31 protein-coding genes and 1 tRNA gene are annotated in these 26465 nt (G+C 50.6%); 1 reads left to right on the top strand and 31 read right to left on the bottom strand.

Going from position 1 to position 26465, the window contains the following annotated elements; genetic code table 11:
- Positions 1-9: 9 nt before the first annotated feature.
- The 25 genes from Enr17x_RS07600 to Enr17x_RS07725 all read right to left on the bottom strand — a co-directional run bounded on the left by Enr17x_RS07600 (position 10) and on the right by Enr17x_RS07725 (position 15967).
- A complete protein-coding gene (locus Enr17x_RS07600) occupies positions 10-204 on the bottom strand; it encodes a hypothetical protein (RefSeq protein WP_145307446.1) in 195 nt (64 codons plus the stop codon).
- Between the two features lie 308 nt (positions 205-512).
- Entirely contained in the window at positions 513-944 is a 432-nt protein-coding gene (locus tag Enr17x_RS07610; protein WP_232101069.1) for a RusA family crossover junction endodeoxyribonuclease, read from the bottom strand.
- A gap of 98 nt (positions 945-1042) precedes the next feature.
- Complete coding sequence (locus tag Enr17x_RS07615; protein WP_145307452.1) at positions 1043-1909, bottom strand: phosphoadenosine phosphosulfate reductase domain-containing protein; 867 nt, start codon at positions 1907-1909, stop codon at positions 1043-1045.
- Between the two features lie 14 nt (positions 1910-1923).
- On the bottom strand, positions 1924-2106 hold the full coding sequence (locus tag Enr17x_RS07620) for a hypothetical protein (protein ID WP_145307454.1): 183 nt from the start codon (positions 2104-2106) through the stop codon (positions 1924-1926).
- A gap of 33 nt (positions 2107-2139) precedes the next feature.
- The gene (locus tag Enr17x_RS07625; RefSeq protein ID WP_145307456.1) at positions 2140-3837 is read right to left on the bottom strand and encodes a hypothetical protein; all 1698 of its coding nucleotides are present in this window, start codon (positions 3835-3837) and stop codon (positions 2140-2142) included.
- A gap of 283 nt (positions 3838-4120) precedes the next feature.
- Positions 4121-5029: a helix-turn-helix domain-containing protein gene (locus tag Enr17x_RS07630; RefSeq protein WP_145307458.1), complete on the bottom strand. Its 909-nt coding sequence runs from the start codon at positions 5027-5029 to the stop codon at positions 4121-4123.
- 166 nt (positions 5030-5195) lie between these two features.
- Positions 5196-6272, bottom strand: a complete 1077-nt coding sequence (locus Enr17x_RS07635; protein ID WP_145307459.1) for a recombinase RecT — start codon at positions 6270-6272, stop codon at positions 5196-5198.
- Between the two features lie 52 nt (positions 6273-6324).
- Positions 6325-7242, bottom strand: a complete 918-nt coding sequence (locus tag Enr17x_RS07640) for a YqaJ viral recombinase family protein (RefSeq protein WP_145307461.1) — start codon at positions 7240-7242, stop codon at positions 6325-6327.
- Positions 7223-7546, bottom strand: a complete 324-nt coding sequence (locus Enr17x_RS07645; protein WP_145307463.1) for a helix-turn-helix domain-containing protein — start codon at positions 7544-7546, stop codon at positions 7223-7225. The genes Enr17x_RS07640 and Enr17x_RS07645 overlap by 20 nt, the downstream gene beginning before the upstream one ends.
- Positions 7547-7557: 11 nt before the next feature.
- Complete coding sequence (locus Enr17x_RS07650; protein ID WP_145307465.1) at positions 7558-8289, bottom strand: hypothetical protein; 732 nt, start codon at positions 8287-8289, stop codon at positions 7558-7560.
- Between the two features lie 103 nt (positions 8290-8392).
- Positions 8393-8818 (bottom strand): hypothetical protein, encoded by a 426-nt coding sequence (locus tag Enr17x_RS07655; protein ID WP_145307467.1) that lies wholly within the window; start codon positions 8816-8818, stop codon positions 8393-8395.
- 191 nt (positions 8819-9009) lie between these two features.
- Positions 9010-9639, bottom strand: coding sequence for a class I SAM-dependent methyltransferase (locus tag Enr17x_RS07660; protein WP_145307469.1), 630 nt, complete (start codon positions 9637-9639; stop codon positions 9010-9012).
- Entirely contained in the window at positions 9636-11321 is a 1686-nt protein-coding gene (locus tag Enr17x_RS07665; RefSeq protein ID WP_145307471.1) for a DUF3560 domain-containing protein, read from the bottom strand. The genes Enr17x_RS07660 and Enr17x_RS07665 overlap by 4 nt, the downstream gene beginning before the upstream one ends.
- A gap of 59 nt (positions 11322-11380) precedes the next feature.
- Complete coding sequence (locus tag Enr17x_RS07670) at positions 11381-11896, bottom strand: hypothetical protein (protein ID WP_145307473.1); 516 nt, start codon at positions 11894-11896, stop codon at positions 11381-11383.
- Between the two features lie 156 nt (positions 11897-12052).
- Entirely contained in the window at positions 12053-12349 is a 297-nt protein-coding gene (locus Enr17x_RS07675) for a helix-turn-helix domain-containing protein (RefSeq protein WP_145307475.1), read from the bottom strand.
- A gap of 3 nt (positions 12350-12352) precedes the next feature.
- Complete coding sequence (locus tag Enr17x_RS07680; protein WP_145307476.1) at positions 12353-12550, bottom strand: carbon storage regulator; 198 nt, start codon at positions 12548-12550, stop codon at positions 12353-12355.
- An 80-nt stretch (positions 12551-12630) separates the two neighbouring features.
- Positions 12631-13020: a LexA family protein gene (locus tag Enr17x_RS07685; protein ID WP_198001014.1), complete on the bottom strand. Its 390-nt coding sequence runs from the start codon at positions 13018-13020 to the stop codon at positions 12631-12633.
- Positions 13021-13382: 362 nt separating this feature from the next.
- Complete coding sequence (locus Enr17x_RS07690; RefSeq protein ID WP_145307480.1) at positions 13383-13817, bottom strand: hypothetical protein; 435 nt, start codon at positions 13815-13817, stop codon at positions 13383-13385.
- Entirely contained in the window at positions 13814-14125 is a 312-nt protein-coding gene (locus Enr17x_RS07695) for a helix-turn-helix transcriptional regulator (protein WP_145307482.1), read from the bottom strand. Before Enr17x_RS07695 ends, Enr17x_RS07690 begins: the two co-directional genes overlap by 4 nt.
- Positions 14125-14313 (bottom strand): hypothetical protein, encoded by a 189-nt coding sequence (locus tag Enr17x_RS07700; protein ID WP_145307483.1) that lies wholly within the window; start codon positions 14311-14313, stop codon positions 14125-14127. The genes Enr17x_RS07695 and Enr17x_RS07700 overlap by 1 nt, the downstream gene beginning before the upstream one ends.
- On the bottom strand, positions 14313-14588 hold the full coding sequence (locus Enr17x_RS07705; protein ID WP_145307485.1) for a hypothetical protein: 276 nt from the start codon (positions 14586-14588) through the stop codon (positions 14313-14315). The genes Enr17x_RS07700 and Enr17x_RS07705 overlap by 1 nt, the downstream gene beginning before the upstream one ends.
- Before the next feature lie 4 nt (positions 14589-14592).
- Positions 14593-14823 carry a hypothetical protein gene (locus tag Enr17x_RS07710; RefSeq protein ID WP_145307487.1) on the bottom strand — a complete coding sequence of 77 codons (231 nt, stop codon included), beginning with the start codon at positions 14821-14823 and terminating at the stop codon, positions 14593-14595.
- Positions 14816-15217: a hypothetical protein gene (locus tag Enr17x_RS07715; RefSeq protein WP_145307489.1), complete on the bottom strand. Its 402-nt coding sequence runs from the start codon at positions 15215-15217 to the stop codon at positions 14816-14818. The genes Enr17x_RS07710 and Enr17x_RS07715 overlap by 8 nt, the downstream gene beginning before the upstream one ends.
- 157 nt (positions 15218-15374) lie before the next feature.
- The gene (locus Enr17x_RS07720) at positions 15375-15842 is read right to left on the bottom strand and encodes a hypothetical protein (RefSeq protein WP_145307491.1); all 468 of its coding nucleotides are present in this window, start codon (positions 15840-15842) and stop codon (positions 15375-15377) included.
- A 51-nt stretch (positions 15843-15893) separates the two neighbouring features.
- Positions 15894-15967, bottom strand: a tRNA-Pro gene (locus Enr17x_RS07725).
- Positions 15968-16372: 405 nt separating this feature from the next.
- Between Enr17x_RS07725 and Enr17x_RS07730 the strand changes: the two genes are divergently transcribed.
- Entirely contained in the window at positions 16373-16846 is a 474-nt protein-coding gene (locus Enr17x_RS07730; protein ID WP_145307493.1) for a PEGA domain-containing protein, read from the top strand.
- A gap of 11 nt (positions 16847-16857) precedes the next feature.
- On the opposite strand, the gene Enr17x_RS07735 is transcribed toward Enr17x_RS07730, so the two are convergent.
- The 6 genes from Enr17x_RS07735 to Enr17x_RS07760 are packed head-to-tail and all read right to left on the bottom strand — an operon-like array spanning position 16858 to position 26450.
- Complete coding sequence (locus Enr17x_RS07735) at positions 16858-17691, bottom strand: alpha/beta hydrolase family protein (protein ID WP_145307495.1); 834 nt, start codon at positions 17689-17691, stop codon at positions 16858-16860.
- A 33-nt stretch (positions 17692-17724) separates the two neighbouring features.
- Complete coding sequence (locus Enr17x_RS07740) at positions 17725-19398, bottom strand: sodium:solute symporter family transporter (protein ID WP_145307496.1); 1674 nt, start codon at positions 19396-19398, stop codon at positions 17725-17727.
- 18 nt (positions 19399-19416) lie between these two features.
- The gene (locus Enr17x_RS07745) at positions 19417-20451 is read right to left on the bottom strand and encodes a succinylglutamate desuccinylase/aspartoacylase family protein (RefSeq protein WP_145307498.1); all 1035 of its coding nucleotides are present in this window, start codon (positions 20449-20451) and stop codon (positions 19417-19419) included.
- 42 nt (positions 20452-20493) lie between these two features.
- Positions 20494-21612 (bottom strand): mandelate racemase/muconate lactonizing enzyme family protein, encoded by a 1119-nt coding sequence (locus Enr17x_RS07750; protein ID WP_145307500.1) that lies wholly within the window; start codon positions 21610-21612, stop codon positions 20494-20496.
- Between the two features lie 47 nt (positions 21613-21659).
- Complete coding sequence (locus Enr17x_RS07755; protein WP_145307502.1) at positions 21660-23060, bottom strand: DUF1501 domain-containing protein; 1401 nt, start codon at positions 23058-23060, stop codon at positions 21660-21662.
- A 15-nt stretch (positions 23061-23075) separates the two neighbouring features.
- A complete protein-coding gene (locus tag Enr17x_RS07760) occupies positions 23076-26450 on the bottom strand; it encodes a PSD1 and planctomycete cytochrome C domain-containing protein (protein WP_198001015.1) in 3375 nt (1124 codons plus the stop codon).
- Positions 26451-26465: the final 15 nt, after the last annotated feature.

Raw genomic sequence — 26465 nt, forward strand, 5'->3', positions numbered from 1 at the left:
CCACCATAATCAGTACCGCCTTCCCAAACGTCGCTGTCGTCGTTCTTCTTGTTTCATGATCCGGTAATCCGGCGTGTGCCCATGCGTGCCGCCTTCGTCTGGATCATCGTCGAAGATGGTCCCGCAGTGAGAGCAGCGGTACTCTCTCTGGCTGATTTGTTTTACGGTTTTTACACGACCGCATTTAATGCACTTAATTGGCACTGGTTTCTCCTTTCTGCTGTAAGTGTTTTGAGGCAACTTCAGTGAAGATCGCGACGATCTGCTTAGCTTCTGACGCATCTATCCATACACACCTCTGATCACAGAATATCTGGAGTTGCTGCTGGTGTGTTTGGTCCTTCATGAAAGGATGAAACGCATCATTCCAGTAGGGGTCTCTTTTGTCGTATGGCTCCCACCTCAGACCCCAGACAGCATCGTTGTCAAGAACCAACGCCGCCTTCCCTTGGGCACAATCGATTTCATATCGTGTGGTCAATTTAAGATTTGTTTGTGGCATCGATTCTCCTTTACCCTACGTTGATTGGTTTGATTGTAATTTCAGTGTGTGGTTCCTCGTCGCCAGCTGCTCTCCATTTCGTTGCAGTGACTTTGCAGACCTGTTTGTCATCAACCCAGATCTTTTCATTCAATGCATCCATGACTGCCTTCAGGAGGTTGTCAACGTCGTTTCGCTGAACATGGAGATACCGGGGCATCGGCTTCGTCTTCCAGCGTTTATTGCTTTGTCGAGGAAAGACGAAGACCACTTCAAGGGCGATTGGCCCTCCATCTGGTTTACCCTGATACGCTTCCAATGCTGACAACCGAATGGCTTTCTTGTAGTCGGTGACCGGGTGTTTTTCTGGCGTGTAGTTGCTGATGAAGCCCCCCATTCTTTTGAACTTCTGACGAGGCTGTGCTACCGGGGCACCTGGCACGCTAAACTTGACTGACTCCATTCGTTGCACTGGTCTGATTCTCCTGTTCTAAAGTGGTGTCAAATATTCCAAAAATTATTCCGATGTTGGGTGGGTAACTGCTGTTAACCAGTCATTGTTTATTCACAGAGCCCATAGCTACTGCTACACATTCCGGCCGCCGCTTCCACTTCAACCAATGGCAGCATTGGTTGTTTTCCACCGTAGGCTGTTTTAGACCACTTCACGACGTCGTCGATCCAGTTGATTTCCATCCCTGGAACACATGGTGCAAAGAACGTTCGCCCGACGTTTTCTTCATACTGCCTGACCTTGTCGATCATTTCGGGGAAGCGGGCAGCCCACTCGCGAATATCGGCTTTATTGGAATTGATACAGGGAGCGCAGCCGACTCGATTGAAACCCATTGAATAAAGCGGGTTAACTTTTTCTCCCGACTTTTTGAGAACAGAAAAGCACTCTTGTTTCGTCCAGCAGCGGATCGGATAGTTCACCCAGCAGTCAAAGTATTCATCCCATTTTCGATCAGGTGTTTTCTTTCTGGCATCCGATTCATCGCATCTCAAACCGACATATCGTTCAAATTCAATCCCTTTGTCGACTAGGTTTTCACGCATCCATCTTTTTTGCGGAATTAGCTTCAGGTGTTCTGTGCAGAATTGGGCCTTGCGAGATGGGAAACGTTGCTTAATGTAAGCCAGTCGATCGAATGTCATTACGTCATCTTCATTAAACTCTTGCCGTCGATCTCGGGTAATGCCTGGCTTTGTTCCCCGATTTTCAAGATCTCGAATCAATGGTGTAACTTGTACAATCGGGAAGACCGTTTTGCTGAATTCACTGATGAACTCAGTTGTCATCCAATGTTCGTGTCCGCCAACGTCAGAATTTACAGCGATAACGTTCTCATCGCCGAATTTTTGTCGGACCCACCACAAGCACGCTTGGCTGTCCACACCGCCCGAAAAACCTACAACATGTTTCATCCGTCTTTCCCTTATCAGTCGTCCTGCTTGCTCATATTTCTGGCCCTTTGCGAAAGCATTGCCGCATCAGACCAGGTGAAGTTCATACTCTCATCTGCAGCGTACTGTCTGAGAATGCGCTGCAGTTCGGAGGTGCTGGCATTGTCGTAGGCGAAGCAGAACCGCTCTGCCCCTTTGACCAAAACTAAGATATTCATTTTCATGCCAGCACCTCTGATGCTTCCTGTGGGTTACTCGATGGCCGTGTGCTCAGCTGCTCCGCAGTGAGGGCAGTGTGGTTTCTCTGGATTGTCTTTGTCGAATGCATACATCAAATCGCAGTTCACACACTTGAAGAAGTCGCAGTCGAGACTCTTGTCCATACCTTTCAGGTGTTCGTCGATCTCTGTTCCGGCAAGGCTGTCCGCGACGTCACAGGTTTCGATGAATCGTGACAATTGGTTGAAGATCGCTGCGTCGCGCGAAGAACTCGCGTGGCCTTCAATACTCAATGTGTTCGAGTACATGTAAGGCGTTTCTTCGTCCTGAATATCAATGCTGGAGATCCAGCCACTATCTATGTCTGCATAGACACGAACAAGGCACTTGATCTTTTCCTGGTCGATGATCTTGACCTCTTCGAAGTTGCGAACGACTACGCCTAGTTCATTCGAATCAGGGCAGTCGAAGTAGCCGAGCAGTTCGTTGCCGGTTTCGTTCTCACATTCCAGGCACTGATCGTTGTCGCCATCCTGCGGCCACTTGTGGTCACACTCGCAGCACCACCATTCAAGGTCCTGATTCGGCATCTTGATGGTGTCAGGTTCTTCTTCAGTGGCTTCGGCTTCGACCTCGACAGGTTCGTCGTCGTCATCTTCGTCTTCGCAGGGAACTGGGTTCTCTCTGCGCCATGCTTCGAGTGCATCCTCAATCTTTGTTGCACCACCTTTTGCAACTCCGGTGATTCCGTCATGCCATTTGAATTTTCCAATGTTGGCATTTCGAATTCGTTCTTCGAGGTCTGCGATAAAGTGAATTCCAGAATCCACCAGCTTGTCAGTCATGGTCTCTGTCAACCCGAGATCATGGACGGCAGCTTTCTTTGCAGGATCTTCCTGCTTTTGCTTTTTGAGTTCATTCGCCACCGTAGCCAGGGCAGGGGTGCCGTGTGGTCGGTTCTTACCGTCCTCAACGTCGGGGTGAGGTTCATCGTTAAAAGGCAGCTTCGGTTGATATGCTCCCCCTTCGCTGATCACGGAGAGCTTGTTGCAGAGGTCAGCCTGCTCTTCCAGCAATCCGTCAAGGTCGCTTTTCGCTTCTTTGAGATCGTCCTTTAATGAGTCAACGAGGTTCTGGGCTTCTCGGACTCTCGGGTTCAGGTCAATCAACTCAGCGTCGATTTCCAGCATCCGCTTTTGAAGCAGCGTGAGACATGGCTCTACTGGTGCGGCTGGTTCTGCGGGCTTCACTTCCTCAGTAGCAGGTTCAGCATCCTGCTGGTCACCCTGTTCGATGAATTCCTCAGCGGCTTTGTCTCGTGTTTGGACGAATGCAGTTCGCCATGCGACGTATCGCTCCTGAGCAAACATCTCGCGAAAGTTATTGTCGCGGAACTGCATGCCTTTGGTGTTGGCTGCCTGGACACCGAGCTGCATTGCCTCTTCCATATCTTTATCGTCTGGGCAGTCGGACGGTGTCTCAGGAGTGATCAAGCTATCAACCACTGAATCGAATTCCGGGAACTCTTCCAGGAAGCACTCATCCGCATAGATCGCTTCCTGAACCCAGGTGAAGACGTGGGCTTTTTCTTCGTCACTCAGGTCATTAGCATCTGCAAGAGAGATCTCAATGCCCCAATAGCCTTTTGCCTCTTCGTATAGCCACTGGCCAAAGTCGGTGCCGTCCTTGATCACGTCTTCAAAGGTTGGCTTTTCTGCTGCTTTACTCATTTTGTTCTCCGATTTGAAAATTAAAAAAGTGATTTTTGTTTTGACTGGCCCGGAAGAGTCATCGTCTCCGGGTTGAAAATTGGTAGCTTCTGTTTGTTGTGCAGTCTGATCCACTCGCCCTTTGAACCGTTGCAGAGGACTGTCACCACTTTGTCACTCAACGCGTTCCCGTTTGCGGTTCTGAATTGACCTTCATTCAGTACGTCTACGAATCCCGCATCCTTACAGATGCAACCCGGATCACACTTGCGTACAGCAGGCGGCTTTCTTCTTTGGAATGGTTTCATGTCACCCCCTCAAATGCTTCATCAAGAATTTTGTTGAAAACGTTGGACTGCTTATCATGCTCCTCCATTTCTTTCAGCGCTTTGTCTTCTTCCGGCATTGATACCTGAATGTCTCCGGTTTCGATTTTGTGCCGGAACAAAGCGCCGGGGTTGTCAGCACTCCGACAATGGACAGCGATTGACCAGACGATCAATCGGGCGGGGTCCGTGTTCTTCGCAAACCCAAGATCAACAGCCCGCTTGAACAAGCTATCAATCTCTTCCGGATTTCTGAGCATCTCCGGATCTACGTGGCAGTTCCAACGCTTGCCTTTTCGCTTCGTTGTTTTCGCGATACCGAAATCCTGCGTGATTTTGTTGGCTGGTTTTTTCTTTTCCAATGGTAGACCTGAAGGACAGTAACCACGGGGGAACCCATCAACAGGCTGCCGTCGTTTTGGTCGTTCCGTTTGTGACTGGCGACGTTCCAGATTCGCAGCTCGCCGTTGCTCCTGCTTTCGATCCAACTCTTTATCGGCATCAACCCCAGACTCAGCTTTCAGACGAGCAGCTGCCATGTCCTGAGTCGTGATTGGAACGGCATCAAAGACCATTGACCAGTTGATTCGATAATGATTGTTTTTGCCTTTACCACCGCTCTCACGAAGCAGCCAGCCCTGTTCACAAGCCATTTGAATGTGCCTGCCGACTGATCGAACTGAAGCACCGATCTGCTCTGCCAGTCCCGCATAAGATGGCCAGCAGTCACGGTTGTTCCTCAAGTGTCGATCGATGGCGAACAACAGATTCTTAATCCGATAATCGGCCTGCAGCTTTTCGAGCAGTTCGATCTTGAGAATCCGATTGACTTCGAGCTTTTCAAAGTCGAGATGTTTCTGTCTTGCTGATGGCTTGTGCTTTGGCATCCTGCATCGTTCCGTCTGCTAAGGTCTTTGAATTTCCGTAAACTCAATAAAGGCGGCGTGGGGGAATCGAACCCCCGGCAGAATGCTTGGCCATCCTTGCCCACCGTGAACCGCTGGGTGCTCCATAGGTTGGGGTATGAGCCCGTTATGCAGCACCGACCGCCCGTTATGGGGCTACCAGCTGCTCGATTGCGATGCTGGCCTGTTCCTTCCACATGTTGTACATGTCCTCGTTGATCTGATTTGCATCGAGCGATTCATCCAGACGAGTGATGAAGTCCGTCAGCTGCTGTCTATCACCTGAGTTAACCGCCGACTGAATGGCACCGTGCAACTGCTTTTCAGTCAGTGGTTTTCGAGATCGCTTTTTGCTCTGCGTCGGTTCAGGCGGTGCCGTTGTTGTGGGGGCAGCGTTCTGGGCTCCCATCTTGTCAGCGAGTTCCTGAGATCGGGATTGGGGTTGACTGAATTCATTGTGATGTTGCGGTTCAACATCGAAGGTAAGTCGTGGGCCATCAGGATCTGCATCGTAGACATGATCGGTCGGGAGAGTTCCTGTTTCGATGGCATCCTCATAAGCCGATGCTTTCTCTACACCTGGGCCCATTGGCGCAAACTTGCGAAGAATGCGAATCGCAGTCTTTGCCCACATCGGATCTTCCCAGAGCTTCCATGGAGACTTGTAGCCGCCACTGGATGGACTGGCCCTTTTGTGCTTCAGAACCTCGCCCTGCGTCAGCACTACAAAATCTGAGCTACCGTCTTGTAGTTTGTACATTGCCCAGGCAGCGATCAGGTCACCGCGATCATCCTTTAATGGTGGTATGTGTCTGAGATAGGCATCAGTTCCGAACTCAAACTCAAACAGATCGCCTTCACGCACGGCACCAGCAGACACGCTCTGCAGCTTTGGGTTTTGGTGCATCAGTTTCGTGTACCCTTTGTAGTCGGGGATAAACTGACATGTGAAGCAACTGTTGTTCTTGTCTTCATAGGGCACCAGGTGACCATCGTATCCATTCGGCTCCAGTCCAATGGCTGAAGAATTCATCAGAGCCAACCCGATGGATTGAACGCTGCATAACAAAAGCTTGGGATTGTTCTGCGCGGCATTTAATGCAAAACGGATCATGGTTTCTGGGGTGATCGACTTCGGCAAAATCAATGCCATGCTATCTGCACCGGCAGTGAGTGATCGCTTTAGATCGTTTAGTTTTTCTTTGCTAACGACGAGTTGATTCATTTGATTGCTTCTCCTTTTTAATTGAGTTCAGAAATATAATTAACGTTGTTTGTTACTCAGGAACCTTGACCGCCCGCGCGTCGATGCGGGGCTTGCGTTCCACGGTGTAAGAACAGCCCTGAATCTCTTTACGGCGAACCATCTTCTTGCCACCGGCCAGGATGCCAGCAGAACGATTGCCGAGTTCTTTCAGCACGAACGCCTTCAGGGCCTTGCGTTCTTCCTGAATCTGTTTTTCGTCATCGCCCAGCAGTTCGTAGCGGTTCCAGGCTTTGCAGGCTTCCTTGCTGAGTTCGATGACCGAATCTTTTTCAACGTCGCGATACAACCGTTTGACGGTGTCAGCAACGGAAGGGTTTTCCCAATTCGGTTCCGGCTCATCGAAGTTCTGAATTCGTTCCCACATTTCCGACAGGCCAGCAACCAGACCTTCGATCAGCGTTTCGTTTCGATGGACCTTGTATTGATACAGTCGGCGGTCTACGAGGATGGCGAAGTTGACGACTTCCCACCCCATGACGAACATCTGCTGCTGCCCCTGGATGACGTAGCTGTCAGGGATGAAGTCGGTCCCCTCTTCGCCCATCTCTTTTGCCAGACGCCAGTGCATCGACTTCAGCTCCAGTCCTTCCTTGGGGCTGAGTTTTGCATCGGGCGTTGCCAGAATGAACGGATAATCGGGATGCCGATACATCGGGCAGGGGTGCTGCAGAATCTTCCGATTGTTTTTCCTTTCCCAATATTTAGCAGTGAGGTATTCAACCTCTTTGCCGTACCACATGTCATCGTTTTCGAAGTCTTCCTGCAGGGTGCCGATCTTGCGGTGAAACAGCTTGTACCGCCCACCATATTGTGACAGCTCAAGGGCATCCGCAGATTCACTGGCACCGATGCCGGTCATGCGCGCGGCTTCCCATTCGGGTGTATCTGGATCTGCGACCTTGATAGGTTCATAAGTAGCGGTTGACATTATTAAACTCCTCGCATTCCGTATTGGTTATGGCAGGCCACTCGATCCGATAGGCGGTGGCTTTGCCTGGTAGTTTTTCGACTTCTAAAAATCCTGCACTCTCTGCTTCGCGAATTGCCTTGCGGGCCTTGTGTTCTGAGCAGCCCATCAAACGCGACAGGTCAGGCAGGGAAGGGCAGCAGAAGTCATCCGATCCGGCGATTTCATCCAACACGACCATCAACACTTTGGCATCCGTAGACAGCGGTAAGCCGACAAGCTGGCGTCGTTTGGTTTCAACAAATGGGAGTGACTTCTGCTGCATGGTCTGCTTCCTTACTTTGTAAATGCCATGAACTCGCCAGCGATCTTCAGACACTGACTAACTTTTTCGAGGTCCAAGACTTCATCCGTCCGGACCTGAGTTTCCATGTCGATCCAGTAGTTCATGGCTGACAACGCTTGGCTGTCGATCTTCGGAAGTTCTTCAGCGAGATTGTCAGGCCCCAGGCCGCCAGCCCACCCTGTTTGGATATCAGTTCTGGCCTTAGGCCATTCATTGGGCACTACACCAGCGCCATGTGAGCGATCAAACAACCCGCAGACGGCAAAACGACGTTCCGCAGCTTCATATAACCAGTAATTCACTCCATCCAGCTGGAAGATGATTGTCGGGTCCCATCCAAAACAGTTGCGTTCAATTTTACAAAACGCGTTCAGGATTTTTTCAGAACAGTCTGGCCCCTGCTTTTCGCCGTGAAAGTTCAGCTGAACACGCTGAAACACAAACATCGAATTACCAAGATGGTCATGCAGATATGAACGTCCGCTGGTCACTTCTCTTAAATGTCCACCACAAAGGTGAAGGCTTAAATTGATATTGAGACCAGATTCAACCTTCGCTTCTGCTAGTTCATGAATCCAGTTGTACGACGGGAACCGCTGGCCGGTACTTGTTCCGATCAAAATCCCCCATTCAACAAACGGGAATTCTTTCGACAGTTCGATCAGGTCTTGGACGTTGGTTCTGTCATCCGCACCTGTGATAGTTACGCAATTTAGTGGCATTACTTTCTCCTTTTGCTTGAGGTATGTTTTTAGTGGTTTAGCCTGCTTGGGTTATTCGAGCCCGTCCTTATCCCAGTCGCACACTGGGCATATGAGTTTTCGGTCAACACAGTTTTCCGACACAGGAAGGTGCAGGTAACAGCCCTGCAATTTCACGGTCGCGGTATGGAAGCTTTGACCACTCCTCGTAGGTCCGCAGCCCGCTAAACATCTGGGTTCCAATCAACGTGTACTTGGCAATGAAGCCAAGCATTTCATCGAAGGTCAGGTGACTTATGAAACAGTCGCCTCTTGTAATCAGGTAGTGCCCATCAACCTCTTCGATGTGCAGTTCGTATTCGAGAACCCTGCCTGATCGCTTTACACAGCGGTCTTCAGACAACCCGACAAACCAATCCCGGATAAAACATCTAGCGACCCTGCCAAGCATTTCATCCCACGGGAGGCCGTCTACAACGGTGCTATTTACAATAAGTTCGTATTCTGTATTTCCATGAATCCGTTTCTTTCGAATGGTCATCTTGCTCACGACTCGTCTCCTTTCTGTTCCCTAGGTACGAATGAGTTGCTTCTGTAGGTCTGCTTGATCGCCTTACATCGCTTCGAACAAAACCGAGCCCATCCGCGATTGCGGTCAGCAACACGAGCAACAAACTCGTGTTTGCATCGCTCACACTTCACAACTACGGTTTTGCCTCTCATTCGAATTTCTTTCTGATTTCAGTTATCAATCACAACCATCGCGACGTCAGCGTTCGTTCCCTCACTCTTGAAGGAGCCAGGGGGCAGGAAACGAACATCGCAATTGGCAAAACGTTTCTTTTGTTTCACGCCCCAGTAACAGAGTGAGACCAGACGACCACCGGGAGCCAGCATTGTCAGTGCATACTCAATGTGCCTGATGTCTGCACCATGCTTGAAAGGCGGGTTCATCAGAATGCCGTCGAAGTAACAGACCATTCCGACAGTGCCGAGAAAGTCTCTCTGCAAGATGGTGATACTGTTGTCGTTCTCTGTGAGCAGATACAGTTCACGGCAGCAGCCCGGAGAGATTTCAACAAGCGTGATTTCTGTTTCTGGATTGGCTTCGCGATAGGGAACGTAAAGCCTTCCCAGCCCTGCAGACGGCTCCAGAACTCTACGACGCATACCCAACTCCTGCACCATGATGTCGGCGATCTCTTCCGGTGTCTGGAACAGGTTGAAAGAAGAGATGGCACGCGGTGCCTGGTCTTCCTGGGCCAGCCGATGGAAGCGGCTGCACTCAGAGGCAAGCTGCTCTCCTTTGAACTCAGTGTGCTCCTGCAGTCTCTTCAGTCGAAGATTTCCGGTTTGGCGTGAGTGGCTCATGCGGTCACCTCAGACAGCGCTTCGCTGTTCTGCGGTTTCTCACAGCCCAGGTTGTCCCAGTCGAGCGGCAACGGCTTCTGCGGTTTGTCAGTTAGGATCACGATTCGTTGCGGTGTGTATGCAGCATAACCACCAGAATCGGCTGTGCGCAACTTGCAGACTGCAGGCCCGAGAGCAGCGTCATATTCCTGACCGTGCTGTGACCACATGTTGCTCGACTTGCGAGCGATGATGCCGCCGAAGTTGTGGAATGTTCTGGTCTCGGCTGTCGAGTAATCACCCCGCGATCTTGCACTGTATTTAGCCTGGGTCATCCGACAGACTTCAGCCGGTTCAAATTTACCAGCCTGATATGACCCTTCCGGATGCGCTTTGTCGTACTTCTTCCGGGCTTTGTCGTTCAAGATGCCCTGCAGGCGCTCAGCATCTTCATCAGTCGGATTGAGCAGCTTGACTGATTTTGGCTTGCTGGCTTTCGCTTTAGCCTTCCGCTCTGCCTGCTGCTGTTTGAACACCTCACGCTCTTGATCAGTGGGAGCCCGATAGGAATCTTTACCAAGCCGCGTTACATCGATTCGCTGCTCAGCAACAGGTCGCGGATTGTCTTCACCGAATGGCTTGCCATCGTTGTCATAATTGTTGTCTGACCGTGCCGACACCACGACGCTGGTGACTCTCTTTGTGACGGGGCTTCGATTGACTTTCACGATCTGATACCAATCTCCATTGCCCTCTGTATAGCGAAGCCGTCTCCCTTGACGCTTATCCGGGAAGATCCAGCCGCCCGGTTCCATTTCGACTTCACCAGCCTGACCGCCTTCATTGGCCAGCATCGCGTTCTCATAACTCATACGCAGTTCGTAGTGAGCAGTCCAACGCGACCAGCTGCTGCCTGGTTCATTAACGTCTGGTAGTGAAAGATAAAGTGCAGCAGCTTCGTGGCCTGTGATGGGACGATCATCAATGCCTTCGTATGGTTGCAATAATGAATAGAGTGTTGCCTTGCGCCCTGTCTCAGGGTGTGCGAATTCTTGCCAGCCAGAGGCGTTACCAGCCAGAGCAATCGCCCACTTCAACGCTTTCTCAGGGTCATCACATCCGGCTACTTTCTGCCAGTTTTCACGACACTTGGAAAGCAGTTCGATAACCTTGAGATGCTTCCGTTGATCAGCCTCCAACTTCTTAATCCGGCCCCGACGAACTTCAGGACGTGCTTTATAAAGAGCGTGTGAAATCACGCCGGCAGTACGCCGTTGCCAGTATTCAGCCTTCGACCACTGGGAGACTGCCTTCACGCGCTGTTTATCAAGACGTGCTGCCTGTCGTTCGGCCCGCTGCTGATTCTGATGACCGAAGGCAGAGGGACCGGCTTCGAACGTGTCAGCGTGGTCGTGAGCCTCAGTTCGTCGCTTGTCGCGATAACACCCGAATCGCTCAGCCCGGTCGGCAGAACGTTCAAGTGGCGAATAGTCTTCGTCTTCGATTTCACCAGCGAGGCGAAGCGCCCAGTCTTCGGCCTTCGGTGTCCATCTCGGGCAAACAAAACATTCCTGCTTCGCCGCCCATCTGTAACCAGCCTTTTTGAATTCGGCATACTCTTCGCCGAGTTCGTCATCAAGTCGGTCCCCTGGATAGATTCTGAGTTTGTTGTCTTCAGGGGAATAGGTTGCTGTGTGGTTCATTGTAACTCTCCAAGAAAGGCACCCATCCGTGGGCGCACTGAGTCCGCAATCCGTGCGGGTTAAGCGATAGATACGGTGTAGATGGCGTTGCCGTCTTCAATTCGATTCAGTGTGAGGGTTGCCCCGATCAGATCGACTGAAACAGGAAGAGCATCGCCCATCACTTCGATTGAAATTTCATCCGGCAGAGTGACTTCCGGTTTATCGAAGTTGACGGAACCGCAGGGAGCATCAACAGGGGAAGCAATCGAAGATTCAACAAGGGCTGTCTCCAATTCGCGGGATACGAAGTCAACGTCCTGTTTTAGTTCGCAAGCAAGAACGATATTTGGTTTCAGACCTTTCAGAACCTCGAAGGTCTGTGCAACTGATAGCTGACGTTTGGCGTCTTTCAGCTCGCTATTCACAACCCCTTTAATAGCAGGATCGCATTTAGCAAGGCGACCTTCGCAGTGGGCGACTGCCCGTTTGTGAACGCCAACCGTATAATCCTTATAACCATCAATGATTGTCTTGAATTGGTCAGACAGGGTTTGTGAGTTGCTGGTCGATTGCTCTACAGGTAAACTGATCACTGAAAGCTCCTTTTTCTAAAAGGTGTTTTTGAGTTAGAGGGCTGGCAGTCTGATTGGCGTTAGGTGCCAGCCCTCGTTTGTTGTGTTATATTTTACAAATCGTGAAATAAAAGTAAATCGCTATTCTGTAAAATAATCCACAAAATGTGAAATTAACTATTTCTCAGGAAAGAAGGTTCGGACAGAGATTCCGAAGATAGAAGCGAGCGTTGGTACCAGGTCAAGGGGGATTGCACGATCGCCGCTCAAGTAAGAATAGACGGCGTTGCGTGATACATTGTGCCCTGCCTGATTCAACCGCTGCTGTAGTTCGTCAGCTGTGATTCCTTTACGGTCTGCCAGTTCACGCAGGCGAATAGCACAGCGCCCCTGGTAGGTGGAATCATCAATTTCTTTTCGGGCACGTCCCATTTTTGATTTCGCTCTTTTTTTGGCGGTTGAAGAAACAGCCATAGTCTAACCTCCTGTCGGCATTTCTGCCAATGATTCTGTGTTTTCGACTTGATCACGTGAGATCTGGAAGTCTCGTGGGCCGTCAAATCCGATGCGACTCCTACCATTCTTACATTCAAGCATTTTGAGAGTAAGTTGCTTACCTGTCTCCCTGTCGGTGATGGTCACTGATTCGTTGGTCCGTCGAGTTAATACCAGCATGGCGATTCCTTTCGCAAAGTAATCCGTATTTCCATAAAACAAAAAAGATGCCGCCTGTCACAGCGGCAATGAAATTGAAGTCACCCATCGATCGAGAAATCCTGATTGTCCTGGAAGACCACTTCCAGATTGACTTCCCCCTCACCAACTCCGACAACACCGACCATCACGCCGCCCACATTCAGCGATTGACCAGGCGTGAGCTGCACGATCTCTGTTCGCTTCTCCGGCACCAGCTTGATTGACCGGGCTGCGTTCTCGCCTCGGGTAATCCAGCCTTTGCGCTCCAATGCCTTGAGATGACACATCACACCGTTCGGTGATTTGATGCCCAAAGCATCTCCGATATTACGGACTGTCGGGGCTAACCGGTTTTCCGAGATCTCTTTTCGGACGAATTCGTAAACCGCCTTTTGACGATCGGTCAGCTTCTGTCGTTCCTGTTTTTCTTCCACCATTTTTGTGATCATCGTTTTCTCCGTTTGTGTAAAAATCAAAACTCTTACGATAGTCTCCCGGGACTGGATTCGTCCGGCTTTTGAACTCATGTGGAGATCTCAGTCGGGTACTGATAATAACTCCGTTTTCATCTGACTTGATTTCCATGTAGCCGTTGAGATACAAATCCAGTCTTAGCTCGTCTAATTCCCCCTTCAATCTGGCGCAGTAAAAACCGAGACAGATCAAAGCGACTAACAGGATTGCGACGAGTGTGTTTTGCATTTAATTCACTTCTTAAAAATCACGGGGCTTTCACCCGCTCCTCCTGTTAAAACCAGTTGAGATTGGAGGCTGCAGATTTCCTCCCCGACTTCAGATATCGCCGAGCAACTTATCCGTCACCGTCACGGGTTAAGCAACCCGCTACCTGCTCGGCACAGGCAACAGCTGTCTCTTCTGACTCAATTCGTAAACCATCAATCGACCAGTCACTCGAATGAAAGAACTCATCCATCGGTTCCAGATCGCCGTTCAAGTGATAGTTGGCCACTTCCAGCCCTTCACCATAAAACGTGGTCCAGATATCGCAGACGATGAACTCCAGCTGATCGACTCGTTCTCGGAGTTTCATGATCTCGATGCCGTCCTGAATCGAGCGCACCGAATAGTTGTGAGGGTAGGACAACGTGACTCTTTTAAGCCGGATGTTCTCAGACCAGTGTTCCGTACCGTTCATCTGACTCTTGAGGTACTTGAACAGCACATCCCGCTCTTGAAAGTCCTTATACATGATTGTGAGGCTGCTACGGTCGCTACTGAATCTCATGCTACATCCTCCAAGATTTGATCAATGCGTTTCTGCCAGCCTTCGGTGAGAAGCTTTGCGGCTTTCTGAACACCGCTCGGCAGCTTTGCAACATCACCGGACTGGCACCACGCGTAAACGTAGACATCGATTCCGTTGAACTCTTCCCGCATCTTTGCAAGCAGGTCGAGCGATGGTTTGGTATAGCCCCTTTCGACATTGCAGAGATGCACGTTCGAGACTCCAAGGGCAGCAGCAAATTCATATTGCTTGAACCCAAACCGCTTTCTCAGATCGCGAACTGCTTTTCTGACTTCGTCCTGCATCATCACTCACCGCCTTTCACTGACAGAATTTTGTCGGCATCCACTGCGAATTGAGCGCCATCGAAAGAGGGGACTAAAATATTCCAACGTCTTTCAAGCTTGTCATAACCGACGACATACGCGGGAACCTGATCGCCCCATGGCGTTTGGAAGATGACTTCGTGCAGTTCTTTCTGCTCGACTTCAGGCATCAGTCACCAATCCTTTCCAGCGTGATTCGCCACTTACCGGGATTCACTGGCCGATTAGAATGGTCAACGTCGATAACAGATGCGAATGCTCCTTGTTTCACGGCCTCAGCTATCAGCATGATTGCGCACGTTGAATACATCAGCGCCGACCTGCCGTTGGTTTCTTGATAGAAATCCAAGCCGAGTTTCTTGACTGCTCGACCGATTGAGGCATCGTCCCAGGTGAGGATATTCATTGACAGTGCCTCTTCTTTTGTGAGATCCAGTTGGGCCATCCAATCACCTCTTTACCGTCTGGCGTTTTTCGAGTCGATCAGCCAGTTCCCGCAACGCTTGCGGTGCTGTTTCAGGATCGACAGTCGCACCATACTGAGTGATGCCATCGTCCTGAAAGATGATCAGCATTGAACCGATCGTGTCTTTCGTCTGGCACTGCTCGATGAATCGGAGCTGATAATTCAGATGCTCATTCAGCTCTGGCTCTGTCATGTACTTCAGAAGCCTAGGCATTGTCGCCCCCTTCTGGTTTATCTGAAGTGAAACCTGCCTCACGACCGATGCTAGCATACTTTTGAGACGTCGACTCTCCATCGTCTTCACCTGAGTCCTGAACCCCGCAGTGTTGACAGAACACATCCACGATCCGATCCAGAACCATGTCAGCGGCAGCATCATACGAATGATAATTGTCACCCTTGACGCGATGCTGAATAACAGATTTGAGAAAAGCCTGCTGCTCTTCGCGAGTGAGAATTATCTCTGGGTCCTTAAATTCGATAATGGCAGGGTTATCACCTGGCCTGCTGGCATCTGGCTCAGTAACGTCGTGCAGGACTTGCCCACGAAAACGTTTCAGGGATTCATACTCGCAGTTTGTGATATCGCTAAGAAGAACTTGCTCCATGATTCACTTCCCCATGTACGTAAAAAAACCTCACACGGCGCGAAGACTGCGTGAGGTTTCAATCGTTAATCACACGCAGCCACATTGACTGCGTAGAACATTAACGCAAAATATACGCTAAGGTAAATGGAAAGTTAGCATAAAAGTGGAAATTATTTCAAATTTCTTTTTTCGGTCTGCCAATCTTTCGTGGAATGGATTTCAGCTTTTCCATCCCTTTATCAGAGATAAAGCGATCTCGCCCTTTGATTTCTCCGATCCCATTCTCAAGACAGAGCTGGCGAATACGACTATCACTCACACCAAGCCTCTCTGCCGCCTCACTTACTGTGAACGTATTCTGAGGCTTCTTTGGCTGCGTGCGAATTTCTTGAAGCTTGTCCATATCGTCAGGCGTAAGAAATCTGTCCCGTCCTCGTTTGCTACCGATATTATTATCGATGCAAATCTGACGAACTCTCGCAGTGGTAATTCCAAATTCCTCTGCGGCTTCCTTGACTGTTTTCAGGTCCGAAAAATCCTGAATAGTTGACATGATCATTCCTCCGTTATACGCTAGCGTAAAAATGGCGTCAATGAAAAAGAGGCGACGAGAGCTGATCAGAATTTCAATCAGCCCTCGCACCTTTAGTTTCTTCAAGCGTTCAAAAGTTATTTTTCAAACGGCTTGTAACAGTCGGGACGACAGGATTTGAACCTGCGACCTCTACACCCCCAGTGTAGCGCGCTACCAGGCTGCGCCACGTCCCGATTTTGTTACCGCTCTGAATTTGCTGGTTCAGAAATGGGTAACTTACTATTGATGAGCACTTTATCGCACGCCCGCGGCAGAAATTCAAGATAACCGAGTCACTTACCCGCTTATGTCTTCAAAATAATCTGCGAAAATCAGTAAAACTGCTTTTTTCAGGGGCTGGGTGATAGTAGGAAACATTTCAGGGGGATCAGGTTCGCAGGTTCCTGTTTATTTATCCTGTTTGGGTGTATGTGCGTAAGTTATTATATAGAAATGAATTACGGTTTAATTTCAGAGGCTCGCGAAATGAAACTTCTCTTGGCATAAATAGGGAAGCTCAGTAGAATCCCCGCTCTAGAATCAGGCTTTCGCGCCTGAACGTTCATTTTTTGTCGTCGTCAGTCCCTGTCAAATCATCCATGTCCGATTCTGTTTCCCCTGACAATTCCGATTTAGCCCTGTCCGCCCCAGAGCGTGTCTCCGTTTCTAAGAGACGTTGGCTGCTGGTTGCGCTATTGCTGTTGGTATCCAGCACTCAATTTGGCTGTGTGCATCGGAGAATGACCATACGTTCGATTCCGTCGGGCGCTCTGGTCAAGGTTGATGGAGAAGAGATCGGATATACGCCAGCCTCTGTCGACTTCACTTACTATGGCACTCGTGAAATCACACTCACCAAAGATGGTTATGAAACGCAGACGGTAATGCAAAAGGTGAAGACGCCCTGGTATCAAGTGATGCCGCTGGACCTTGTCTCTGATAATCTATTGCCGTTCGAGGTGACGAATCGGCATGAGTTTACCTACCAGTTACAACCCAAAGTGGTGGTGCCGACGGAAGAGTTGTTGAATCGCGGCAATTTACTGCGCAGCGAAACGCAAATCGGACAATAGCCTTTTGCTTGTTATTTCTTCTTCGGCGATGCGCGCTGGATCACAAATTCCAAGATAGAAATACTATCCTCATAAGACGTCGCATGACCTTGCCGGGGGCGGTCGATCAGCAGCACGGTTCCGTTGATCTGTTTGAGCACTTTACTTAAACGGCGGGCGCTGTCAGGGGGAACCAGTCGGTCCTGCCCGCCGACCGCAATGCTGACAGGCATGGTCAATTTCTCAGGCCAATACTCGGCACTCCGTTTTTTATATTCATGAGGAATTTCCTGCTTCGTCCCGCCGAAGGAGGCCTGGATGGCTGGTTGGAACTGATCGTATTCCAGATGATTGGCCGTGGGATTCATGGCGGCGACGCCATTGATGAGTTCCGGGTGAATCGTCGCAAAGGTCAGGCTGGACGATCCGCCCATCGATCCGCCGCACAAAAATATGTTGGTAATTTGATATTTCGATTTCAGATCGTGGATGATTTGAACCAGATCGGCTTCAGCCTGGGGACCCATCCACGAGGTCCGTGCGCGATAATCGGGCGAGACATAAATCATCTGATATTTCTGAGCGATATCGCGGGCTGCCTTGCATTCACCACGCTGATTTTTAATGAATTGCCAGCGATCCGAGCCATGACCGTGCAGGGCGATTAAAAGTGAGTGTGGTTTCTGATCCGAAAACGCTTCAGGCAGAAGCATGACATAACGCTGCTTTGTCTGATCGCAGTTTGCGATGAATTCGATATCTTGGGGGGCTGTCTTTTCCAGCGATGGTTCGGCGGCGAAGCCTCCGTATTCGATGAGGATCATCAACGTACAGACGATAGTAAAGATTTGATTTCGTTTCATCATATCTATTTTATTCTATGCGGGTTTGAAAGTCTGTTACCAGAAGAAGCCAAAGATAATCCAGAATGAAAGTGCGATTAATAAAATGGCGTACCAGTTCGGATTTAGATATTGTGGGACTGGTTTTGAAAAGGGAGAGAGCTTGATCTCAAGCAGTTCCTGTCGACTTTCGGAGAGCCAGTCGTGCTTTGGCGAAACTTCAGGCTGTTTCTTTTCCGGTAGAGCTTCTTTTTTCAGCCAGCCCCATTTTATTGCTGCTGCAAACATGGCGGTGGCTGTGACGATCATGGAGCAGGGGAAGGCATACCATTTTTCGGTCAGCATGGGGCTGAGCCATTCAAGATCGAAGAGTTCGCGGTCGATGAACCCCAGCAGGCCGAACAGGGAGCCGGCGATCAGTCCGACGAGGCCGCTTTCACGCGGGACTCTGGTCAGGACGCCTAACAGATAAATCGTAAACAGGGGGGTGACGAAAATGGGAATCAGGGTGCGAAATGCCTGGATCATGTTGTCATAGCGGACGATGAACGGGATATAGAGAAAGCCCATCAGCAGGATGCCGATGGTGGCCCAGCGCGTGACTTTCAGGTAATGTTTTTCGGTCTGATCGGTACATATCCAGCGTGCGTAAATATCGCGAGTAAACAGAGCCGACAATGCGGAGCCGATGGAATCGAAGGTACTGATGGCGGCGGATAAAATTCCGGCAACGACCAGTCCTTTAAAACCGGGGGCCAGAAACTGATTTGCGTAATAGGGAAACAACTGGTCGGCGGCGGAATGATCGGTAAATTCGGGAACGATCACACGGCCCATGACGCCCATCAACGTGGTTCCGATCATGATGGGCATAATCAGCAGGCAGCCGAACAGCGTTGCCATTTTCATATCCCAGAGAGACCGTGCGCCCATCAGTCTCATGGTTTGCGTGTGATTCACGGTGTAATAACCCAGACCCACGATGGTCCAGCCGATGACAATCAGATAGGGAGACGTGGAGTTCGCATCCTGGAACTGACCGATGTGTAACCAGTTAATCAGCGGCTGTCCCTGTTCATCGGTCGACTCCGATAATTTTTGAACGGTTTCCGACCAGCCTCCGCTGGCAGACCAGACGGCACAGAAAATGGCAATGCCGCCGGCGATCATGATCAGGCTCTGTAAGGCGTCGGTCCAGACCACCGAGGTCAAGCCGCCCCAGGTTGTGTAGGCGGCTGTGAAGATGACGAGTAAGACGATCAAAGCCCAGCATTGGACTGGTGTAAATTCGAGGATTCCTTGCAGCATCAGATAGATGGACCAGATCATCAGCCCCAGCATACTGGTCCGGTATTGAATTTGAATCAGTGCGCTGATCGTTCGAATCGATTTTCCGAAGCGGGTTTCCAGGTATTCGGCGTTGGTATAAAAGCCACCTCGATATAAGACAGGTACGACGATGAATGAAGCCAAGATGGCCCCGCAGACACTGGCCAGGGTAAAGGCTGTGATGATATGCATGCCGTGGTTATACGCGTAGCCGGTTAACGAGACCGCGTCGGCATTGTCGACACTGGTGGCAAAAATCGAAAGTCCCAGACCCCACCAGGGAAGAGAGCGGCCCCCCAGAAACCAGTCACTACTGGATTTGGTGCTGCGGGCCAGATAAAATCCGAACGCGATGACAGATCCATTCAGGACGAAAACGATTAACCAGTCTAGCCAACTCATAAGAGATCCCTATCATGGTTATGCAAACGTTTTCAGAATATCTGATTCCACGTCATGGGCCAGGCAGAACAGAATATCTCCCTGGCTGGTCAACGTGGGGCCGCGATGAGCAATCGCGATGCCGGCGGAGTTAGCCTGAATGATCGTGGGTTCGCGATCGGGACGTTCGAGGAAGTAGAGAGCTCCCAATGGTTGTCCCGAAGCAACGTCGGCTCCCACATCCACAAAACTTTCGAAGAGCCCGGACTCCGGCGCGAAAATGTAATCTTCTGCATCGAGTGCCTGGATCCAGCGAGTGGGAGGCAGCCCTAAATCCGAACGGCTCTGTTCTTCTCCTTGCAGTACCTTCAGATGAACCAATACGTTGTGCAGTCCCTCCTGTGAGAGACGATGGACGGCAGCGTTTGTAACTTCGCCGCCTCCCATTTCCGTGGTGACGACAGTTTTTCCCATATTTTCTGCTTCGACCGGCAGGAGACCTTTGCCGGCGATGTCGGCGTACAGGAATGAGAAATCGGTATTATAAGCCTGAGTGGCCTGCGCCATCCGGCGGCGTTGTTCGAGATCGTCTACCAGATGCATATGGGCGCACGGATAAAAATAGACGCCGCGACCGCCGGTATGCAGGTCGATGACGACATCGACGCGTGGAAAAATTTCGTGCGTCAGGTAATGCGCCATAATGTCGGTGACGGTGCCGTCGGCGTTTCCGGGGAAACAACGATTCAGGTTCTTACCATCCAGAGGAGAAAGACGGGTGGCTGCTTTGGCGGCAGGAATGTTAATGGCGGGGATGAAAATAATGCGTCCTGAAATCTCATCCAGGTTGAGCGATTTCATGAGTTTCATGATGGCGATTTGACCGGGATATTCATCGCCGTGATTGCCCGCCATCAGCAGCACGGTGGGGCCTTCGCCGTTTGCGATGGTGGAAATGGGAATCTGGAGTTGCGACCAGCCACTCAGATTATAGGAAAACGGAATATTCAGCGTGCCCCACTGAATTCCGGGTTTCTCGAAATCGATCTTCGTGCGAATGGGAGTTTGTGACATCGTGCTGATTCTATTTCAAAAGGGGGAAATCGGATGTTGACTTTATTTGGATTCTGAAACAACGTGGGCCGCGATGAATTCTTCATTCAGCGTGATTCCGAGTCCGGGGCGATTGGGAACTTGGATCACGCCATTTTCCGCCTGGACTTTTTCGTAGGTCAATTCGTGCCGGAGCGGTTCGTCTTCGACACAGTCTTCAAAGATGAAGGCGTCTTTGCAGGTGGCTAGCCAGTGCAGACTGGCGGCGACGGTGATCGGGCTGGTGTAGCAGTGATTACAGGGACGGGCGCCGATTTCCGCGACGCGTTGCTTCAAGTAAGAGGCTTCGGTGAAACCATTGCGGGCCAGGTCGATTTGATAAACGTCGAGGGCTCTCTGATCAAAGTAGGGGCGGAACGATTCGCGGCCGCACTCTTCTTCACCGGCGGCGATCGGCACGGGAGAGCGATCTTTGAGCCAGGCATAGCCGGCGACATCGTGGGGGAAGAGCGGCTCTTCGAGCCAGCCGATGTTGTAATCAGAAAACGCGTGGGCACGCTGTAATGCGGTTCGGGCATCCCAGACGCAGCCTGCGTCAATCAGTAATATACCATCTCCCATTCCTTCGCGGGCACCGGCGACAAGTTCCAGGTCGAGTTGTTCTGACTGGCCCATCGGTTCCCAACCGAATTTGACCGCTGTGTATCCGTTTTCAATCCAGCGCTGGGCGATATCGCAGGTTTCCTGGCCATCTTTGCCGAACAGAATCGAGGCATACGCTTGGAATTCGTTGTGGTGCTGGCCTCCCAGCAGACGGTGAATCGGCTCGCCGAAGTGTTTGCCTTTCAAATCCCAGAGCGCCATGTCAATGGCCGCCATCGCAGTGATGGTGACGCCAGTTCTGCCAAAGTACATGGTGTGCCGATACATTTTCTGCCAGAGTCGTTCTGTTTCCAGCGGATTTTCGCCGATGAGCAGTTCGCGTAAGCCACAGGCGACATTGTGACTGTAAGGGGCGTCGATGATTGCTTTGACGACTTCGGGAGAGGAATCTGCTTCGCCGATGCCTTCCAGTCCATTGTCGGTTTTAATGCGGACCAGAACGGAATCCTGGCAGCTGGCTGTTTTATTCGTGACGGAACCGGATCTCAAAATTTGACAAGTGATTTGCTCGATTTTCATAAACGTTGAGTGCCTTGAATGAAAAGTGTTTTCTGATGATGAATTGACTAAGCAATGATTTCTTTCACAACGTGTCCGTGCACATCGGTTAAACGAAAATCTCGACCTGCATAGCGATAAGTGAGTCGTTCATGGTCGATGCCCAGTAGATGCAGCATGGTGGCATGGAGATCATGCACGTGGACTTTGTTTTCAGAAGCGGCGAAACCGGTTTCATCGGTAGCGCCGTGGACGTAGCCCCCTTTGACACCACCGCCGGCCATCCACATGCTGAAGCCATAATGGTTGTGATCGCGTCCATCCATGGAAGGAAGTTCCGCAACGGGGGTCCTGCCGAATTCGCCACCCCAGAGAGTCAATGTTGAGTCCAACATACCGCGTTGTTTCAGGTCTGTCAGAAAGGCGGCGATCGGTTGATCCCATTGTCCGCACAGGCGCTTCAGACTCTTTTCGATGCCGCTATGGTTGTCCCATTCCTGTCCGCCACTGTGCCAGACCTGAATAAAGCGGACGCCCTGTTCGAGTAGTCGGCGGGTCATTAAGAGCTGGCGGCCTTGCAGCCCATCACCGTACATTTCGTGGATGTGCTTTGGTTCTTTGGAAAGATCAAGCACATTCGAGGCTTCAAACTGCATGCGGTAGGCGAGTTCAAAAGACTGGATTCGCGCTTCGAGCAGGGAATCGTGTCCCCGTTGTGCTAAATGACGCTGATTGATCTTTTGTAACAGATCCAACTGTCTTCGTTGACGCTCGGGCGATTGCGGGTTGTTGATGTTTTCGATTAACCGTGAGACGTCGGTTTCTTTTGTGTCCAGGTGGGTTCCCTGAAAGGAGCCGGGCAGAAAAGCGGAACGCCAGTTTTTGGGACCGACGACGGGAAAACCATTCGGGCAGAGGACGACGAAACCGGGCAGATTTTCATTGAGGCTACCCAGGCCATAATTCACCCAGGAACCGAAGCTGGGACGGGGCAAGGCGTTGTCGCCGCAGTTCATCAATAGTAATGATGGTTCATGATTGGGAATGTCAGAATGCATCGAGCGGATGATACACATGTCATCGATGTGGGCGGCTGTTTTTTGAAACAGCTCGCTGACTTCAATGCCGGATTCGCCATATTTATGAAACTGAAAGGGAGAACCCAGAGCGCCGGCGGTTTTTCGTTCTGTGGGCAAATTCGGATTCGGGAGCGGCTTCCCATGAAACTTTTTGAGTAACGGTTTGGGATCAAAGGTGTCGACGTGTGAGGGGCCGCCGTTCATGAACAGGTGCACGACCTGTTTGGCTTGAGCCGGATGGTGTCGGGTGATGGGAGTACTGCTTCCGGCTGCCTGCGCATTTTCTTTCGCAGTCAGACCGGCTAAGGCGAGCATGCCCATTCCCATGCCGGATCGCGTCAGCATTTCGCGCCGGGTACAGGGGGGGAGATTTTGTGTCAAAGGTTGCATGGTTTTCCTGCTGACTTAATCGATAAACTGAAATTCATTGGAGAGCAATAAAATCTGCGCCAGGCTTTGCCAGGGGGTAATCCGGATCTTGTCTGGTTCTCTGAAATCCTGGGAATAGTTCCAGTGCCGCACGGGCGGTTGATCGTTCTGTGTTTTGGAAGTGGCTGCTGTTTGAACCGGTTGTACTCTGATTTCGGGTGACCAGATAAATGAGTCGAACCCCAGATTGTCTGCGATATCGACAATGAAATCGATGGTTTGATCTTTCTTTAGTTTGACTTGATCGAGATTCGTCTCTACTGACTTTTGATGAATGGTCCAGGGCCCCAGAGCCTGTTGATCGGCAATCATGACTCGTCCCCGTACCCCATTTCCCTGCGGCAGTTCGTGTTTGAAACTGCCTTTGATGGAAACAGTCATCGTTTCGGGGGCACGCCAGCGAATGACGGCGACATGATTCATGTCATTCCCCGGATGGCCACCAGTTTTATCTAAAAAGACCCAGCCAATTTTCGGGTCGGGCAGGCGATCACTGCCTTGATATTGTTTGCCGTTCCAATAGGGAATTGTTTTGAAATGGGATAATGTGTTCGTTTTCAAATCATATGCGCCATAACCATATTCCCATTGAGACGCTAAGGGGGCTTGCTTTGGGGGAACCTGATCGGTTTCCAGAAACGCCCGCATGTCGTTCAATTCTTCCTGTGTTGGTTCGCGTTGTAAGATCTTCTGATAGAGTTGTTCAATTCCTGCTGTCGGATTGGCAGCCTGTTCCGCTTCTTCTCCCAGGATCTGGGCCGCTTTGAGGACGAGCGGATGATTCATCAGGAACAGTGACTGCCCCGGAACCGAGGTTGAATTGCGGCTGCCGCTGCTGACATCGGGAGAAGGGAAATCGAAGGTACGTAACAGGCCGGGCACGTTTTGCCGATTGATGGATGTATATAAGGTTCTACGTTTGTTGGAATCCGCGGTGATTCCATTGACCGATTTGCCGCCGATTTTTAAATCCAACTGATGACTGACCTGGAGTAGCGTATCCCGCATGGTTTCGAAGTCCTGACGGCGGCGATTCATTCTCCAGAGCAGTTTGTTCGCAGGATCGATTTTCTCTCCTGTCACATGTGAAATACTTTGCTGCTGATAGGTCGCAGACGACATGATATAGCGATGGAGTTTTTTGATCGACCAGCCATGCTGCATGAACCAGCTTGCCAGGTGGTCCAGAAGTTCGGGGTGAGAAGGCCGCGCGCCTTGAATACCAAAGTCGCTGGGGGTCGAAACGATTCCCTGGCCAAAGTGATGCTGCCAGACCCGATTCACGATGACGCGGGCAGTCAGTGGGTTTTGGGGCGAAGCGATGGCTTGCGCCAGTTCCAGTCTACCGCTGCCTTGTGTGAAGGGTTGATTCGAAATCTGGTCGAAAAAACTCAGATAGCGTCTGGGAATCGACTGTGCTGGCATTCCCGGGTTTCCGCGTCGGAAAACTCGTGGTTCGATAATTTGTTCCGCATCCTGTAAGGACAACATCTGTGCCAGTTCGACGGGAGCACCTGCCCGGGCTTTGTCTAGAGCAGCATTCAGCTCCTGAACTTTTTTCTGTAATTTGCGATCCGGAAACAGTTTCAGGATCGTGAAACCATGTCGTGGTGTGACTAATGGTGAGTCGGGGCTATAAAAGGCTTGCAGATAAGTCTGTTTTTCCGGGGCAAACGGTTTCTGATTTGCGGAGTGACCTGGTTTAGTAGCTTCGACGATCCGGTTGTTCCATTCCTGATCGATTTGCTTGAACAGTGTTTCGTAGCCCCGGATGACATCTGGGAAACGTTCGAGCTTGTTCTTTAGCAGTTGAGAGGCGATGAGAGAAATCACGCGATCACTATTCCGATTTCGCAGGGCCTGTTGAATTTGGAGAGGTGCCTGGCTGGCAAATTGCGCGTCGGGGATTTTGGCCAGTTGATGCCAGAGACTGAATACCGGGGAGTTATTTTTTTCAGTGAGATCCAGAAATTCCTGCCACTTCAATAAGACTTCCGGATTGAGATCGTCGCCATCCACGATGACATCAAATTTCACGGTGTCCGGGCCACTCCGGTGCGATTGGGCAGCGCTCAGATATTCTGCTAAACGCTCGTAAGTCCCCTGTAATACACTTTCATACTGCTGTTGATAAAGTTGTTCCAGATTCGCCGCGGCCTGTTTGATGTTTTGTGCCTGTGCCTTGAGCGGCGCTGGGAGGTTTTCCAAATTTCGAAAGGGGAGATGAATCGGTTCCAGCGAATTTCGAAAGACGCCATACAGAGAGTAATAATCTTCAATGGAAACAGGATCATACTTATGATCGTGACAGCGGGCGCAACCAACGGTCAAACCCAACAAACCGCGGGTAACAACGTCAATGCGGTCAGAGATGATATCATGCGTATCATTTTTGAATCGTGGTCCCAGAGTGATGAAGCCTAACGCTGCTTGAGACTGATGCGGTATCTGGTCTTTGAGTACATCGGCGGCCAGTTGTTCCAGAATAAACTGGTCAAAGGGTTTGTCCTGATTGAAACTCTGGATGACATAATCTCGGTAGGTGAACGCGTTGTGAAACGTCGGCTTCTCAAAAAAGACGTAGCCTTTCGTGTCTGCATAGCGCGCGAGATCGAGCCAGTATCGTCCCCAGCGCTCTCCATAATGGGGAGAGGCGAGTTGTTGTTCAATCACCGATTCGATTGAATGCGGACTTTGACTGTTGGTGAAATTTGAGGACTGTTCGGCAGAGGGAGTCAGTCCGGTGAGATCCCAGGTGATTCTCCGCAGGAGTGTGGCTGGTTTGGCAGGGGGAGAGGGTTTGAGCTGCTGCGCTTCCAGTTGTGAAAGAATGAAATCATCGATTTCGTTTTGCGGCCAGGTTATGTCTTTGACTTTGGGGCGGTCGGGATTTCGGATGGGTTGAAACGCCCAGTGTTCCGCATAGTCGGTTTTTGTCTCTTTGCCGATTACTGCTTTGTCAGGCCAGACGGCTCCCTGGGTGATCCATGTTGTGAGGATTTCGATTTCGTCTTTTTTCAGCGGTTGCTCGGGAGGCATTTCGAGTGACTCACGGCGGACCGCACTGATTAAGAGGCTTGCTTCCGGGTGATTGACATTGACCGCAGGGCCAGACTCGCCTCCTTTGAGCATGTGCGCGCGGGAATCCAGCCGCAATTCAGCAAACTGTTTTTTCGGACCATGGCATTCAATGCAGTGCTTGATCAGGAGCGGGCGCACGTGCTGTTCGAAAAAATGTTCCTGTTCTGCTTGTTCAGACGATTTCACTTCAGCCCGGACAAACTGGAAGCTGCTCGCAAGAATACCGAAAACGATCAGCGCCTGGAGTATCAATTTCCTGAGATGATTCATTTGAGTTTGCATAAC

Source organism: Gimesia fumaroli, assembly GCF_007754425.1.
GTDB classification, from domain to species: Bacteria; Planctomycetota; Planctomycetia; order Planctomycetales; family Planctomycetaceae; genus Gimesia; species Gimesia fumaroli.

Bases quoted from the DNA above. Each gene is read 5' to 3' on its own strand.
- Enr17x_RS07610 (WP_232101069.1), bottom strand. From the start codon at position 944: ATGGAGTCAGTCAAGTTTAGCGTGCCAGGTGCCCCGGTAGCACAGCCT.
- Enr17x_RS07615 (WP_145307452.1), bottom strand. From the start codon at position 1,909: ATGAAACATGTTGTAGGTTTTTCGGGCGGTGTGGACAGCCAAGCGTGC.
- Enr17x_RS07620 (WP_145307454.1), bottom strand. From the start codon at position 2,106: ATGAATATCTTAGTTTTGGTCAAAGGGGCAGAGCGGTTCTGCTTCGCC.
- Enr17x_RS07625 (WP_145307456.1), bottom strand. From the start codon at position 3,837: ATGAGTAAAGCAGCAGAAAAGCCAACCTTTGAAGACGTGATCAAGGAC.
- Enr17x_RS07630 (WP_145307458.1), bottom strand. From the start codon at position 5,029: ATGCCAAAGCACAAGCCATCAGCAAGACAGAAACATCTCGACTTTGAA.
- Enr17x_RS07635 (WP_145307459.1), bottom strand. From the start codon at position 6,272: ATGAATCAACTCGTCGTTAGCAAAGAAAAACTAAACGATCTAAAGCGA.
- Enr17x_RS07640 (WP_145307461.1), bottom strand. From the start codon at position 7,242: ATGTCAACCGCTACTTATGAACCTATCAAGGTCGCAGATCCAGATACA.
- Enr17x_RS07645 (WP_145307463.1), bottom strand. From the start codon at position 7,546: ATGCAGCAGAAGTCACTCCCATTTGTTGAAACCAAACGACGCCAGCTT.
- Enr17x_RS07650 (WP_145307465.1), bottom strand. From the start codon at position 8,289: ATGCCACTAAATTGCGTAACTATCACAGGTGCGGATGACAGAACCAAC.
- Enr17x_RS07660 (WP_145307469.1), bottom strand. From the start codon at position 9,639: ATGAGCCACTCACGCCAAACCGGAAATCTTCGACTGAAGAGACTGCAG.
- Enr17x_RS07665 (WP_145307471.1), bottom strand. From the start codon at position 11,321: ATGAACCACACAGCAACCTATTCCCCTGAAGACAACAAACTCAGAATC.
- Enr17x_RS07675 (WP_145307475.1), bottom strand. From the start codon at position 12,349: ATGGCTGTTTCTTCAACCGCCAAAAAAAGAGCGAAATCAAAAATGGGA.
- Enr17x_RS07680 (WP_145307476.1), bottom strand. From the start codon at position 12,550: ATGCTGGTATTAACTCGACGGACCAACGAATCAGTGACCATCACCGAC.
- Enr17x_RS07685 (WP_198001014.1), bottom strand. From the start codon at position 13,020: ATGATCACAAAAATGGTGGAAGAAAAACAGGAACGACAGAAGCTGACC.
- Enr17x_RS07690 (WP_145307480.1), bottom strand. From the start codon at position 13,817: ATGAGATTCAGTAGCGACCGTAGCAGCCTCACAATCATGTATAAGGAC.
- Enr17x_RS07695 (WP_145307482.1), bottom strand. From the start codon at position 14,125: ATGATGCAGGACGAAGTCAGAAAAGCAGTTCGCGATCTGAGAAAGCGG.
- Enr17x_RS07700 (WP_145307483.1), bottom strand. From the start codon at position 14,313: ATGCCTGAAGTCGAGCAGAAAGAACTGCACGAAGTCATCTTCCAAACG.
- Enr17x_RS07705 (WP_145307485.1), bottom strand. From the start codon at position 14,588: ATGGCCCAACTGGATCTCACAAAAGAAGAGGCACTGTCAATGAATATC.
- Enr17x_RS07710 (WP_145307487.1), bottom strand. From the start codon at position 14,823: ATGCCTAGGCTTCTGAAGTACATGACAGAGCCAGAGCTGAATGAGCAT.
- Enr17x_RS07715 (WP_145307489.1), bottom strand. From the start codon at position 15,217: ATGGAGCAAGTTCTTCTTAGCGATATCACAAACTGCGAGTATGAATCC.
- Enr17x_RS07730 (WP_145307493.1), top strand. From the start codon at position 16,373: ATGTCCGATTCTGTTTCCCCTGACAATTCCGATTTAGCCCTGTCCGCC.
- Enr17x_RS07735 (WP_145307495.1), bottom strand. From the start codon at position 17,691: ATGATGAAACGAAATCAAATCTTTACTATCGTCTGTACGTTGATGATC.
- Enr17x_RS07740 (WP_145307496.1), bottom strand. From the start codon at position 19,398: ATGAGTTGGCTAGACTGGTTAATCGTTTTCGTCCTGAATGGATCTGTC.
- Enr17x_RS07745 (WP_145307498.1), bottom strand. From the start codon at position 20,451: ATGTCACAAACTCCCATTCGCACGAAGATCGATTTCGAGAAACCCGGA.
- Enr17x_RS07750 (WP_145307500.1), bottom strand. From the start codon at position 21,612: ATGAAAATCGAGCAAATCACTTGTCAAATTTTGAGATCCGGTTCCGTC.
- Enr17x_RS07755 (WP_145307502.1), bottom strand. From the start codon at position 23,060: ATGCAACCTTTGACACAAAATCTCCCCCCCTGTACCCGGCGCGAAATG.
- Enr17x_RS07760 (WP_198001015.1), bottom strand. From the start codon at position 26,450: ATGAATCATCTCAGGAAATTGATACTCCAGGCGCTGATCGTTTTCGGT.